Origin of the sequence: Aquimarina litoralis (assembly GCF_019295435.1) — a bacterium.
Lineage (GTDB): Bacteria > Bacteroidota > Bacteroidia > Flavobacteriales > Flavobacteriaceae > Aquimarina > Aquimarina litoralis_A.
Map to the genome: position 1 here is coordinate 100518 of NZ_WEKL01000015.1, position 15464 is coordinate 115981.

Below are 15464 nucleotides of genomic sequence, written 5' to 3' on the forward strand. Positions count from 1 at the left end.
TATTTAAGTTGTTTTTTTATAAAAGTCTAAAAATGAAAAGATCCCTTTAAGCAGGGATCTTTGTATATGGTAATTCTTAAAATATCAATTTGCTAAAAACCAAAATCTTCTTTGATTTTATTTACCTTTTCCAACATATAATCTTTAGTAAGAAAAGCAACCTCATTTAATAAGAATCCATTTTCATAAGCTCTCATAGCTTTTTTAGGTTCTCCTAGTTGCTCATAACCTAAACCAAGGTAATAATATCCTAACATGGTTTCAGGATGTTCTTTGATAGCTAATTTACCTAGTGGTTCTAGCTCTTCCCATAATTCTTTCTTTTCTATAGCAGTAGAAATAGCAATAAAATCATTGATTCTTACCTGACGTTTGAATCCGTATAGTTTCTCTGTAGTATCATAAATATCCACTAAATAATCATACAAAGAAGTTTCCAAAGTAAGGATGTCTTCCTTATAAGTTTTCTTACTTATTGGGCGATACATTTCAAAAATAGTTTCTAACGCTTTTGGAATTGCTCGTCCAACTAAAGTGTAATGAGAGGATTCATCAAAATTATCAAAGAAATAATTCACTTCTGGATTCTCTATAGTAGAAAGTTTTTCGTCTACAGCGATTAAGTTTTTCTTGATATTATCTGCATCATTTGTTGCTGTAGCTAGGTAGTACCATAGATCGGATTTTGTCCCACTTAGCACATTAAAAAGACGTTCTTCCATTGGAGGTGTCAACTCCGGACTTAAGTTGATGTAAGCCTGAAAAATTGGATTGTCTTTAAATAGGAAATAGTTTATAAAATTAGCGGTATAATCATGACCAACAATCATCTTTAATTGAGCAGTTCTATATGTTTCGTCAATATAAGGTAAAAGCTCTTGACCAATAAACTCAAAAAATTCCGCTCCTTTTCCTTCTGGCAAATAACTAGCTAAATCGTATCTGCAATCTTCCTCTCTGGTTTTACGTTGTAAAACACCTACTACAATTGATTCTGGCATATCTTCCCAATAAGAAAAATAATCCACATTACCAGCTACAGGTTCAAATAGATGATCTCCATCTAAAACAATAATAACTGGATATATTTTGTCTTCGTTTTTCTCATAGTTACGCGGCAATTGAATCTTTAAATCTCTATTTTGATCTAGTTTTATAGATCGGAAAGTTTCATATTTTACCTGGCCATATGAGACACATGTAAAGAAAGATACAAGAATTAGAAATATACTTTTATTCATAAGTAGTAAGATTAAGGTTAAGCGAGTGACAAGATATAAATTATTTTAAATCTGTAAAATTAGTTGTAAAAATAATCAATCTATTGTTTATAAGGGGTTTAATGTTTTTTGTTAGGTTGTTTTACTTCTATTCAAAATTGGGAGGAATAAGAATGATAACGCGCCCACTACAATATTTATTGCAGTCTGAGATCCCCAAAGAATCCAGCCAAAGGCTTCCCCATCACTTTTTTCAAAACCAAAGAAAACAAAAACTGCACCTACTACAATAGGAAAAGGTAAAATACCAATACCTCCATTTGTGGTAGACATAGAGAAGGAACCTACAACAAAAGCTACTAGAATTACTCCTATACTTGAATCATGTAAATTGGGAACAGCAAATTTGATAACATAAAACATCAATATATACAAGAACCAGATGAGAATCGTATGAAAAAGAAAAGCCCATTTTTGCTTCATATTAAATATGCTTTTCATTCCATCTAAAAGCCCCATTCCAAAATCTCTAATTTTAATAATCCATTTATTGGAGGATTTTTGGAGGATTTTTAATCCTAAAAAACCACAAAGAATTAATAAAAGGATAATTCCAAGAGTTAATAAAGGGTTTATATTTTTCTCTTCAAGAAAGTTTAGTAAATATTCTGTTTGTAAAATACCAGCAGTTGTGGTAATTATGATAAGCATGATAAGATCTGTGATTCTTTCAGATACAATAGTTCCGAAAGCTTTTTCGAATGGGATTTTCTCGTAAGTGGATGTGGTTAATCCTCTTAATACCTCTCCAGAACGAGGCACTCCAAGATTAGCAAGATACCCTATCATTATAGCCATAAAACTATTATGTAATTTTATATGATAACCAAGTGGGTTTAACAAAAATTTCCATCTATATGCTCTCGAGAGGTGAGAAATAATTCCTAGGATAAGAGAGGCGACAATCCAATAAGGATCCGCATTTTTAATGTTGTGTAATAATTGAGTTCGATATTCTGGAGTTGCGGAACTTAAAAAATACCAAATTAAAAAAACTCCCAACAATAGTGGGAGCACGATTTTTAAAAATTTAACGAGTTTAGGGTTCACTCTTTTATTTTAGTAAGTTATTTTCCTCATTTGGAAATAATAACGCAGGTTTAAAATTCTTAGCATCTTCAATATCCATCATCGCATATGTAATAAGAATTAACACATCTCCTTTAGCTACTTTTCTGGCTGCAGCTCCATTCAAAGTGATTTCTCCACTATTCCGAGGGCCTGGAATTGCATAAGTTTCTAATCTTTCACCATTATTATTATTAACGATCTGCACTTTTTCTCCTTCAATAATATTGGCGGCATCCATCAAATCTTGATCAATGGTGATACTACCAATATAATTTAGGTCTGCGCCAGTTACTTTAACGCGGTGAATTTTTGATTTAACAACGTGTACAAACATGTTACAAATTTAGTTATTTTTAATTTAGGGCAATGTTATCAATAAGTCTTACTTCTCCTGCAAAAGCAGCAATAAAAGCTCGATATTTAGTGTTCTTTTGTTTTCTTTGAATTGGTTTCAAATCAGATACTTTAGCAATTTGAAAATACTCTAATTCCAATGTTGAGTTTTCTTCGAATTGTTTTGAAACCCAATTCTTTAGATATAGTACACTTTTTGTGCCAAAGTCATTCTTAACTTGTTTCAATGTTTGGTAAATGAGGGGAGCTTCTTGGATTTGTTTTTCATTAAGCCTTTTATTTCTAGAACTTAGCGCTAATCCGCTTTCTTCTCTATAAATTGGACAGCCTATTATCTCAACTGACATTTTTTCAATCTCCACTAACTTTTTGACAATCTGTAATTGCTGAAAGTCTTTTTCACCAAAATAAGCTTTTRTTGGTGATACGATTGAAAATAAATGTTTTAATACAGTACCTACGCCGTCAAAATGTCCAGGTCTAAACTTACCTTCCATTTCGAATTCCAATCCTTGAAAGTCATACTTCAAAGAAGAAGTTGTAGCACCATAAACTTCTTTAGGTTGTGGGGCAAAAACTATAATGTTTTTTGAAACTTTTGAGAGTAACTCAATATCTGCATCCAATGTCCTTGGATAATTTACTAAATCTTCAGACTTATTAAATTGAGTAGGATTCACAAATATGCTTACAACTACAACTTGATTTTGATCAATCGCTCGTTGAACCAATGCAAGATGTCCATCATGTAAAGCCCCCATTGTAGGGACAAAACCTATAGTTTTATTTTGTTTATGTAAGTCTGCAACATCTTGTTCGATGTCCAGTCTTTTCTCGTGTACCCGCATTTATCTATAAGTTAAAGGCGTGCAAAAATAAGATATTACTAGCAGACTACATAAATTTTCGTAATTTTGCAAAAATTTATTCCGAAGGAGACGAGAAAAGTAGACCATATGAAAGATAAGAGGATATTGTACGTATCATCAGAAGTAATACCTTACCTACCAGAGACTGAGATTTCATCCATGTCTTTTGAAGCGCCGAGAATGGTAAATAGTAAAGGCGGACAAATTAGAATTTTTATGCCAAGATACGGTAACATAAATGAGCGAAGACATCAATTACATGAAGTAATTCGCCTTTCTGGGATGAATCTGGTTATTAATGATTTGGATATGCCGCTAATTATTAAAGTAGCATCAATCCCTAAAGAAAGGATGCAAGTTTATTTTATTGATAATGAAGATTACTTTAAAAGAAAGGCAACATTAACAGATGAAGACGGGAATTTATTTCCAGATAATGACGAACGAGCAATATTTTTTGCAAAAGGAGTGATTGAAACGGTAAAGAAATTAAACTGGTCTCCAGATGTGATTCATGTACATGGTTGGCTAGCATCTATGTTGCCACTGTACTTAAGGAATTATTATGCTAATGAACCATTATTTAATGATAGTAAGATAGTGACTTCTGTATATGATCATGGATATAAGGGTACATTAGATAAAAATATGTTGGAAAAGGTAAAGTTTGACGGTATTGCAGAGGAGAAAATCGCAGATTTAGCCAAGCCAACGTATAATAATGTTATGAAAGTAGCTATTGATAATTCAGATGCCATAATCGTAGGTTCTGAAGAAATACCAGAAGAGCTTTCTAAACATTTAAAGACTATTGATCAACCTGTATTAGAATATAAAAAACCAGATGAATTTGCAGATGCCTACGAAGCCTTCTATCAAACGGAGGTTCTGGTGTAGCAAGAAAACTATTATGAATTTGAAGAAAGTTTGGATCAAAATAACGGTTATGATAACTGTTGTTATAACTGTGGTATCGTGTGATGATGATTTTAATTCAGTCGGAAGTGAAGTAATTGGAGACGTAAATTTTGAAGATAATGAGTATAATGCTACTCCAGTAGCTTATAGTCAGCAATTCGGTAGAGTACAAACCAGTGGTTTGCCTAATAATCTATTGGGTATTTATAATGATCCGGTGTATGGTAAATCTACATACAATATAGTAGCACAGGTACAACCAGAGGGCTTTAATCCTGATTTTGGTAGAAACCCTGTTCTAGATAGTGTAGTTTTAACGATCCCATATTTTAGTAGATTAGTTGAGACAGAAACCAATGATGATGGAGAGATTGTTAATACATATGAGTTGGATTCTATATATGGGTCAAATGAAATTAATATATCCGTATATCGATCTGGATATTTCTTAAGAGATTTTGATACAACAGGTGATATAGAGGAAAGACAAATATATTATTCGAACGATATCAATGACAATTTTGGAGCAACAGTTGAAGAACGATTGTTATTTGAAATAAACAATTTTATACCTGAACCAGATGAAATTCGATTGTTATCAGAAGCAGATGAATCAGATGATGATGCTGATAATGGCGATAGTGATGGTGATACTAATGGAGAGCCTCAAGTTGCTACCTCAGCTCCAGCTTTAAGACGAGCGTTGCTTTCTGATGCTGCTGCGGATGCCGCGAATATATTGAACTCTGATTCTGATGTTTTGAGAACGGGAAATCAGGAAATTATCAATTATTTTACAGAGGTTTTTTTAGATAGAGATGGAAGCATTGAGCTAAGTAACGCCAATAACTTCTTTAACTATTTTAGAGGGCTTTATTTTAAAGTCGATTCAGCTCCTAATGATGGTGTGCTAATGTTTTTTGATATAACTGACGCTGATTTTACCCTTTATTTTACCTCTGAAACAGATGAAATTGATACAGATGATGAAGATGGAGATGGAGATACTACAGAGTTTAAGAGAGGAACAGCTGATTTAGCATTCAATTTTTCTAATAATATTGTAAACGGTATTGTCACTGATCTCAATAGCTCAATTCAAGATGAATTGACGAATCAAGATGTGGAGAATGGTGAGGAGAATTTGTATCTTAAAGGTGGTCAAGGCGCGTATGCTGTAATAGATCTTTTTAACAAATATGTAGAGGTTGATGCTAATGGAGATTTCATATTAGATGAAAATGAAAATCCTATTATTATTGAAAATCCTACTGAAGAAGAAAAGGTTAAAACAGAGCTTGATTTCCTTAAAAGTAGAGATTGGCTTATCAATGAAGCGAGTATGAAACTTTATATAAATCAAGACCTTGTGGTATCAGGAGAAACAGAACCTGAAAGGATTTATATTTTTAATATGGATACAGGAGCTGTTCTTTTTGATTATCCTTTAGATCCTACATTAAATACAACAAGCCCAATATTATCAGCGACTGATCATTTGGGTCCTATTGTTAGAGATAGTGATCAAAATGGTGAGTTTTACAAAATAAAATTAACAAGATATTTAATTAACTTATTAAATGAAGATGCTGAAAATGTAAAATTAGGTTTGTCAGTGTCCCAAAATGTTAACGTAGTTGTTAATGCTGAAGGATTTACCCCCACTAATAATGAAGACGAATTAATTATCCCCTTTTCGTCAATAATATCTCATGAAGGAACTATCCTTTATGGAAATGGGACAAATGTTCCTGTAGAAAAACGATTAAAACTTGATATTTTTTATACAGAATCAACAACCAATTAATCAACAAAAAAAATAAATCATGTGTGGAATAGTAGGGTATATAGGTCATAGGGAGGCCTATCCAATTGTATTAAAAGGATTAAAAAGATTAGAGTATCGGGGTTATGACTCCGCAGGAATTGCTCTTTACGATGGTAACGATATAAAACTGTCTAAGACCAAAGGAAAAGTAGTAGATCTTGAAGATAGATTAGTAAAAGAAATTTCTACCGACGGAACTGTTGGGATTGGTCATACAAGATGGGCAACTCACGGTGTTCCCAATGATGTGAATTCTCACCCACATTACTCAAATTCTGGCGATTTAGTGATTATCCATAATGGGATTATTGAAAATTATGAATCACTTAGAAAAGAGTTGGTAAACAGAGGGTATACTTTTACGTCTGAAACAGATACAGAGGTATTAGTGAATCTTATTGAAGATGTTAAAACCAAAGAAAATGTTAAGCTTGGAAAAGCAGTTCAAATAGCATTAAACCAAACTGTTGGAGCATATGCAATTGCTGTTTTTGATAAGCAAAAACCAGATGAGATTGTAGTAGCTAGATTAGGAAGTCCATTAGCGATAGGAGTTGGAGAGGATGAATTCTTTATAGCATCAGATGCGTCTCCTTTTATTGAGTATACTAATAATGCTATATATCTCGAAGATGGTGAAATGGCTATCGTTCGAAGAAAAAAAGGAATTAAAGTAAGAAAGATAAAAGACGATAGTTTAGTAGATCCATATCTTCAGGAGTTACAAATCAATCTGGAGCAAATTGAAAAAGGTGGTTACGATCATTTTATGCTGAAGGAAATTTATGAACAACCAAATGCTATTAGTGATACCTATAGAGGTAGAATAAGAGTGGCTGAAGGAATCATAAAAATGGCAGGAATTGATGATAACTTGGCTAAATTATTGAATGCGAAACGTATTATCGTAATCGCTTGTGGTACTTCATGGCACGCAGGTTTAGTGGCAGAGTATATTTTTGAAGAACTTGTTCGAATTCCTGTAGAAGTAGAGTATGCTTCAGAGTTCAGATATAGAAATCCAGTGATTCATCAAGATGATGTTGTAATTGCAATATCTCAAAGTGGTGAAACTGCAGATACTATGGCTGCCATAAAACTAGCGAAAGAAAGAGGTGCTTTTGTTTTTGGAGTATGTAATGTAGTTGGTTCTTCAATTTCTAGAGAAACACATGCAGGAGCTTATACCCATGCAGGTCCAGAGATTGGTGTGGCTTCTACTAAAGCTTTTACTACTCAAATAACGGTTCTATCTCTAATTGCTTTAAAATTGGCAGAAAGAAAAGGAACTATCTCAAATAGTGATTTCCACTATTATCTTCAGGAATTAGAGCGTATTCCAGAAAAAGTTAAAGTAGCATTAGAATCTAATGATCACATTAGATTGATCGCTGATACGTATAAGAATGCAAGAAACTTCCTGTATTTAGGAAGAGGATATAATTTTCCAGTTGCATTAGAAGGAGCTTTAAAGTTAAAAGAGATTTCTTATATACATGCTGAAGGATATCCTGCGGCTGAAATGAAGCATGGTCCTATTGCTCTGATAGATGAGCATATGCCAGTGGTTGTAATTGCAACCAAAAAAGGACATTATGATAAAGTAGTAAGTAATATTCAGGAAATTAAATCCCGAAAAGGAAAAATTATTGGAATTGTTACAGAAGGTGATGAAACAGTAAAGGCTCTAGCGGATCATGTAATCGAGATACCTGAGACGATTGAGTTTTTAACACCGCTTCTAACTACAATACCATTACAATTGTTATCATATCATATAGCTGTAATGCTCGATAAAAATGTAGATCAACCAAGAAATTTAGCAAAATCAGTTACGGTTGAGTAAATAAAAAATCGATAAAAAACATCATTTTTAAGCAAAAAAGTACGATATATCGTACTTTTTTGCTTTTTATCGATAAAAAAATGAAAAAACATTATGCATGAATAATATTTTTTCGTTAGTTTCGCGACCGAATCTTAATAGATTCATTTTCTTGAATTTAAGTTCCCCCAAATAAACTTAAAATTAAAATAACCTATTTATGAAAAAAATTACATTTATTGTAGCGTTGCTAATGTGCGTCATTGGTAATGCTCAAACTACAATTAATGGTAGGGTGGTTGATGATTTTAACCAGCCAATACCAGGGGCAAATATCTCTTTAAAAGGAGAATCTATTGGAACGGTTACCGATTTTGACGGTGTTTTTACGCTTACAGTAACCAAAAAACCTCCATTTACAATTACAGCTAGTAGTATTGGATATGAGGATGGATCCATTGAAGTAACTTCGGAATCAGAAGAAGTAGTAATAGTGCTTACTGAAGGTAATGTCCTTGACTTAATTGTAATATCTGCTTCGAGAGCTCCAGAACGTCTTTTTGAATCTCCTGTAAGTATTGAAAGATTTGGTGTAAAAGAGATCAAAAATACACCATCTGTTGATTTCTATGATGGTTTGGAAAATCTTAAAGGAGTTGATATTAATACAAATAGTTTGACTTTTAAATCTATTAATACCAGAGGTTTTGCGTCATTTACAAATACAAGATTCGTTCAGTTAATTGATGGTATGGATAATACATCGCCTTCATTGAATTTTGCCTTAGGAAACCTTATTGGAATGAATGAACTGGATGTAGAAAATGTGGAGCTTTTACCAGGAGCTTCTTCTGCACTATATGGAGCGAATGCATTTAATGGTATATTGTTTATGACAAGTAAAAGCCCTTTTGATAAACAAGGAATAAGTGCATATGCCAAAGGAGGTTTTACATCTCAAGACGCTGCAGGTAATAATGATTTTTATGATGTAGGTATTAGAATGGCTCATGCTTTTACAGATAACTTCGCTGCAAAAGTGAATTTTTCTTATTTAACAGCTACTGATTGGTTTGCAGTAAGTGAAGACAATATTGAAAATCCAGGAGAAAGCAGACTTGTAGATCCAGCTTATAACGGATTGAATGTTTATGGTGATGAGGTAAGAGCAATTCTTCCTGGTGCGGGTGTTGTTACAAGAACAGGATACAATGAAGCTGATTTAACAGATTATAATGCAGAAAGTATTAAGTTCGATGGAGCGATTCATTATAAGCCTTTCAATAATGATTTTGAGATTATTTATGCTGGAAAACTAGGAAAAGGTCAAACTATATTTCAGGATTCTAACAGATTTTCTTTAAATGATTTCTTTTTCCAACAACATAAATTAGAAGTTAGAAATGATAATTTCTTTGTAAGAGGTTATATTTCCGCTGAGGATGCTGGGGATACTTATGATTTGCGTTTTACAGGGATAAATATAAACAGAAGATGGAAGAGTGATACAGATTGGTTTAATGAGTATGCAACAGCATTCGCTACAACGGTAGGTACTGATCAAGAAAGACATCAAGAAGCAAGAAGAGTAGCCGACACAGGTCGATTAGAACCGGGTACAGATGGTTTCCAGACTGCTTTTAATGAAGTTACAAGTACGCCAGATTTTCAGACAGGATCTCGATTCAAATCTAAAACAGAATTAAGACATGCGGATGCAAATTATAATTTTGGTCACATCACTAATAATTTTGCGGATATCCAGGTTGGAGGATCATTTAGAGAATATTCTTTAAACTCTGCGGGTACTTTCTATACGGATTTTGATGGAGCTATTAATTATTCAGAAATTGGTGTGTATTCTCAAATTCAAAAGAAATTATTAGATGATAGATTGAAGCTTACAGGATCTGTTCGTTATGATAAATCTCAATTATTTGACGGTAATTTTTCACCAAGATTCTCAGTTGGATATACCTTAGGTAAGAATAGAAATAGAAATTTACGTGCTTCCATACAAACTGGTTTTAGAAATCCTACAACTCAAGATTTATATTTAGGTCTAGACATTGGAGAAGGAGCGATTGTTGGTTCTGCACCTGATAACTTGGATCGTTTTGTTAGAACATCAACTACAGGAGTTACCTACACAGGTAGAATTGCCTACGAAAATTCATTTACGGCAGAGTCTGTTGAAGCTTTTATTAGATCTGGAGGAACTGCGGCATTGGAAATAGCTAATCCTGATATTGTGAAGCCTGAAAAGGTTACAGCAATTGAAATTGGGTATAGAGCAGATTTTGGCAAATTATTGCTAGACCTTAGTGGGTATTATAATATGTATCAAGATTTTATCTCTACGGTTGATGTGGTTAGTCCACTTGATGGTTCAGTAGGTAGTGCAGAGGCTCAAACAGCTATAGCATCAGGTAATTTTGCAGGATTTCAGGCTATAACAAATTCTGATGTAGATATCAATTCTTATGGAGCAGTTCTTGGAATTAGTGCTAAAGTATTCGGAGATTTTGATTTAGGTGCTAGTTATACATATGCTAAGCAAGACTTTGACCAAGAAGAAGATCCAGGATTTAGAACTAATTTCAATACTCCAGAACATAAAGCTAAAGCAAGTTTTGGACATGATAATTTGTTTACAAACTTTGGATTTAATACGGCAATTAAATGGAGTGACGAATATACTTGGGAATCTGCTTTTGCAGTAGGAGAAGTTCCTTCTTTTACAGTTTTTGATGCTCAGCTTAATTATAGAATTCCTTCTTTAAAAACTACGCTTAAGCTTGGTGGTACTAATATTGGAGGAAGTGAGTATTTTACTGCTGTAGGAACAGCGCCAATAGGTTCTCAATATTACTTAGGACTTACGATTAACAATTTTTAATTTGATACTTAATTAACAGTCGATTCGTTAATAAGTAATAAAATCATACAAAAGCCTGTCTAAAATACTAGACAGGCTTTTGTCTTTAAAAGACTGAATACTTGAGGGTTATGTATTGTGTATTGATAGGTTTAGAATTGTTTAAAAGATAATTATAGTTAATATAAACAGAATAATTTTCAAAATATAGGACTTAAGTTTGTGAAAAACACATGATTTTAACTTTTTTTTAAAGAATTGATAAAAAAACGTATATTGTTGTCATAACATAAAAACTAATTCAGGATATGAGGACAATCACGTTAGTAATAATGCTTTTTATGGKCGTTATTTCTACTGCACAAACAACAATTAGTGGGAAGGTTGTTGATGATAACAATCAACCCATACCAGGGGCTAATATAGCTTTGCAAGGAGCTTCAGTAGGGACAGTTACAGATTTTGATGGACTGTTCACACTAACATTGGAGGAAACACCTCCATTTACAATCATTATAAGTAGTATAGGTTTTGAATCTGCTAGCGTAGATATTACATCAAATACATCTGATTTAACGGTTACGTTAAAAGAAGGAACAGAGTTAGATGAGGTTGTTATTTCTGCTTCTAGAACTCCAGAGCGAGTATTTGAATCTCCGGTGAGCGTGGAACGTTTCGGAATTAAAAAAATTAAAACTACCCCAGCAGCTGATTTCTATGATGGTTTAGAGAATCTAAAAGGAGTTGATATTAATACAAATAGTTTAACTTTTAAATCTGTTAATACCAGAGGTTTTGCAGATTTTGCGAACACCAGATTTGTGCAGCTGGTTGATGGAATGGACAATTCAGCACCTGCCTTGAACTTTGTTTTAGGGAATCTATTAGGTATGACAGAATTAGACGTAAACAGTATTGAATTACTTCCAGGAGCATCTTCTGCCCTATATGGTGCGAATGCTTTTAACGGGATTTTATTCATGACAAGTAAAAATCCATTTGATCATCAAGGAATAAGTGCATATTTTAAAGGAGGAATAACTTCTCAAGAAGCAGGTGGAGATAATGAATATTATGACTACGGAATCAGGATTGCTCATGCGTTTTCTGATAAGTTCGCAGGTAAAGTGAATTTTTCATACTTAAGAGGTACCGATTGGTTTGCAACCAATGAAGTGAGCGTGTCTAACGATATTATAACAGGGACGCGATTAGATCCTAATTACGATGGACTTAATGTATATGGGGATGAAGTTAGTACTAATATTAGAGGTGTTGGTGTTGCCTTGGTCAATGCAGGTATATTACCAGCTGGAGCAGAAAATTTATTGCCTAATGGTGAGGTAAGTAGAACAGGATATCTAGAAAGTGATTTAAATAATTATAATGCAGAAAGTATAAAGTTTGATGCTGCATTACACTATCGTCCTTTTGCGGATGATTTTGAAATCATTTATTTAGGAAAGGTTGGTCGAGGAACTACAATTTATCAAGGAGCAAACAGATATTCTATTCGTAATTTCTTTTTACAACAACATAAGTTGGAAATTAAAAATGATAACTTCTTTATAAGAGGGTATATCACTGATGAAGATGCTGGGGATTCTTATGATTCCAGATTTACAGGGATAAACATTAATAGATTATGGAAAGATGATCAGACTTGGTTTGGTGAATATGCAGGAGCTTTTGTTCAGGCAACTTTAGCTGGACAATTACCAGAACAAGCGCATCTAATTGCAAGACAAACAGCAGATACAGGAAGATTTTTGCCAGGTACACCGGAATTTGAAAATGCATTTAATACAGTAACAACAGATCCTGATCTTACTAGTGGATCTAAATTTCAAGACGCTAGTCAATTGAGACATGTAGATGTTAATTATAATTTTAGTCATATTACTAGTAATTTTGCTGATATTCAAGTTGGAGGATCTTTTAGAGAATACAAACTAAACTCTGCAGGAACTATTTTTACCGATTTCGATGGGCCTATCAGATATTCAGAATTTGGAGTTTATACTCAAATTCAAAAGAAATTAATTGATGATAGATTAAAAATTACTGGTTCTATTCGATATGATAAGTCCGAATTGTTTGATGGAAATATTTCTCCGAGATTATCACTCGGATATACTGCAGGAGCAGATAGAAATCACAATATCCGTTTATCTGCTCAAAGTGGTTTTAGAAATCCAACTACTCAGGATTTATTTATTGGGTTAGATGTAGGTAGAGCAATATTAGTAGGATCTGCCTCCGAGAACTTAGATCGTGATGTTAGAACTTTTGATTTAAGTGGTGATGGTCAATTATTAACTGGAAACAGCAGTGTAGATGTGGTAGGTCGACAAGCTTACGAAAATTCATTCTCTCTAAATTCTGTATTAAATGGAACTCCTACCGTCTCAAACGTTGATCTAGTAGAACCGGAAAAGGTGATTGCTGTAGAGCTTGGATACCGTGCTAAGATTAAGAAATTTGTTATTGATTTAAGTGGGTATTATAACATCTATACTGATTTTATATCTACTGAAAATGTTTTAGTCCCACTTTATGGACAAGTTGGAGATGGAACTTTATCGCTTGCTGCATTGCAGAACGGAGATACAGAAGTATATCAGGCATATACGAATTCTGATGTAGATATTAAATCATTTGGTGGTACTGTTGGTGTAGATACTAAAATATTAGGGAACTTTGATTTTGGAGTGAATTACACATTTACAAAACAAGATTTTGATGAGAACGAAGATCCTGATTTCAGAACAAATTTCAACACTCCTGAACATAAAGTAAAAGCATCTTTTGGTCACACGAGTTTGTTTAAAAACTTTGGTTTCAATACAAGCTGGACTTGGAGTGACGCTTATTTTTGGGAGGCTGCATTTGGTGATGGAAATGTGCCTTCTTTTAATGTTCTTAATGGACAAATTAATTATACAATTCCTAAATTAAAAGCAACGCTAAAAGCCGGAGCAACAAACATTCTTGGCGAAGAGTATTTTACAGCTTTTGGTACAGGGTTTATAGGATCACAATATTATATAGGGATATCTATAAATAACTTATAATTAATCTAAAAATATTTTAAATATGAATATTCAATATAAATGGCTATTGATTCTATTAGTTTTTGGATTTATAGCTTGTGAATCTGATGATGATTCAACAACAACACAAGAAGTAGTTCTTACAGCGGGAACGGCAGATTTCTCTAATTATGTAGCTTTAGGAAATTCGCTTACAGCTGGTTTTACAGATAATGCTTTGTTTATTGCTGGGCAAGAAAATTCGCTTCCTAACATTTTGTCTCAACAATTTGGGTTAGTAGGAGGAGGAACATTTACACAACCTTTAATGAATGATAATATTGGAGGACTTCTTTTTGGAGGAATGCCAATGGCGGATGGTAGTTTTGGGCCAAGATTATATTTTTATAGTGATGTAAATCCTGATGATGATTTTGATTCTGGACCTTACCCTTTGGGCGTAATACCAGACCAATTGGATTTTTCTCCAGAGGTGCCGACAACAGAAGGAACTGCCAATCTTGGTTCAACTTTTAACAATATGGGAGTTCCAGGTGCTAAAAGTTTCCATTTATTAGCTCCTGGTTATGGTAATCCTGCTGGTTTAGGAACAATGCCTGCTACTGCAAATCCATATTATGTGAGAATTGCTTCGGATCCAAGTGCATCTGTGATTCAAGATGCTATGGCGCAGAATCCAACATTTTTCTCTCTTTGGATTGGTAACAACGATGTGTTAGGGTACGCATTATCAGGTGGTGATGGAACAGATCCAATTACAGATACAGCAACATTTGCTCAGGCTTATAATGCATTAATTACTTCTTTAACAGCTGGTGGAGCAAAAGGTGTGATAGCTAATATTCCAGATGTAACTTCAATTCCTCATTTTACTACAGTACCACATAATCCTCTGGATCCATCAAGTTCTAGTTTTGGACCTTTAATCCCAACTTTAAACGCTCAGTTTGCTGGATTAAATCAAGTGTTTACCGCGTTAGGAGTTCCTGAAAGATCTATTGTGTTTGCAACGGACGCAGCTAGTCCTGTTATTATTAAAGATGAAGATTTAATGGATCTTTCTGCCCAAATAAGTGGTGCTTTGCAAATGAATGGTGTTGACCCTGGAACTGCTGCGGTTTTTGGTATGTTATATGGACAATCGAGACCGGCAACCGAAAATGATTTATTAGTTTTACCAAGTTCCTCTATTATTGGACAGGTAAATATGGCTGCTGTAGCTAATTTAGTTGGATTAGGACTGCCTCAGGAAACTGCCGGTCAATTAGCTGTTAATGGAATAACATTTCCTTTGGAAGATAAATGGGTATTAACACCTGAAGAGCAGGCTGAAATTGCAACTGCAACTGCTGCATTTAATACTACCATCCAGGCTGCAGCAAATCAGG

At 33.8% G+C, this 15464-nt stretch carries 10 protein-coding genes; 6 read left to right on the forward strand and 4 right to left on the reverse strand.

Annotation, left to right across the window (positions count from 1 at the left end; genetic code table 11):
- Positions 1–92: 92 nt before the first annotated feature.
- From GBO31_RS10220 to panC, 4 genes are all read right to left on the reverse strand, one after another.
- On the reverse strand, positions 93–1241 hold the full coding sequence (locus GBO31_RS10220) for an alpha/beta hydrolase (RefSeq protein ID WP_219008234.1): 1149 nt from the start codon (positions 1239–1241) through the stop codon (positions 93–95).
- Positions 1242–1352: 111 nt separating this feature from the next.
- Entirely contained in the window at positions 1353–2297 is a 945-nt protein-coding gene (locus tag GBO31_RS10225) for a lysylphosphatidylglycerol synthase transmembrane domain-containing protein (RefSeq protein WP_343211303.1), read from the reverse strand.
- 37 nt (positions 2298–2334) lie between these two features.
- On the reverse strand, positions 2335–2685 hold the full coding sequence (panD, locus tag GBO31_RS10230) for an aspartate 1-decarboxylase (protein WP_219008236.1): 351 nt from the start codon (positions 2683–2685) through the stop codon (positions 2335–2337).
- 19 nt (positions 2686–2704) lie between these two features.
- Positions 2705–3553, reverse strand: coding sequence for a pantoate--beta-alanine ligase (gene panC / locus GBO31_RS10235; protein WP_219008237.1), 849 nt, complete (start codon positions 3551–3553; stop codon positions 2705–2707).
- Positions 3554–3661: 108 nt separating this feature from the next.
- Between panC and GBO31_RS10240 the strand changes: the two genes are divergently transcribed.
- The 6 genes from GBO31_RS10240 to GBO31_RS10265 form a co-directional block, all read left to right on the forward strand.
- Positions 3662–4471 carry a glycogen/starch synthase gene (locus GBO31_RS10240; protein ID WP_219008238.1) on the forward strand — a complete coding sequence of 270 codons (810 nt, stop codon included), beginning with the start codon at positions 3662–3664 and terminating at the stop codon, positions 4469–4471.
- Between the two features lie 13 nt (positions 4472–4484).
- Positions 4485–6299 carry a DUF4270 domain-containing protein gene (locus tag GBO31_RS10245; protein ID WP_219008239.1) on the forward strand — a complete coding sequence of 605 codons (1815 nt, stop codon included), beginning with the start codon at positions 4485–4487 and terminating at the stop codon, positions 6297–6299.
- 19 nt (positions 6300–6318) lie between these two features.
- Complete coding sequence (gene glmS, locus GBO31_RS10250; protein WP_219008240.1) at positions 6319–8166, forward strand: glutamine--fructose-6-phosphate transaminase (isomerizing); 1848 nt, start codon at positions 6319–6321, stop codon at positions 8164–8166.
- A gap of 199 nt (positions 8167–8365) precedes the next feature.
- The gene (locus tag GBO31_RS10255) at positions 8366–11044 is read left to right on the forward strand and encodes a TonB-dependent receptor (protein ID WP_219008241.1); all 2679 of its coding nucleotides are present in this window, start codon (positions 8366–8368) and stop codon (positions 11042–11044) included.
- A gap of 287 nt (positions 11045–11331) precedes the next feature.
- The gene (locus tag GBO31_RS10260) at positions 11332–14097 is read left to right on the forward strand and encodes a TonB-dependent receptor (protein WP_219008242.1); all 2766 of its coding nucleotides are present in this window, start codon (positions 11332–11334) and stop codon (positions 14095–14097) included.
- Positions 14098–14119: 22 nt separating this feature from the next.
- On the forward strand, positions 14120–15464 hold a 1345-nt coding region (locus tag GBO31_RS10265), incomplete at its 3' end, for a G-D-S-L family lipolytic protein (RefSeq protein ID WP_219008243.1).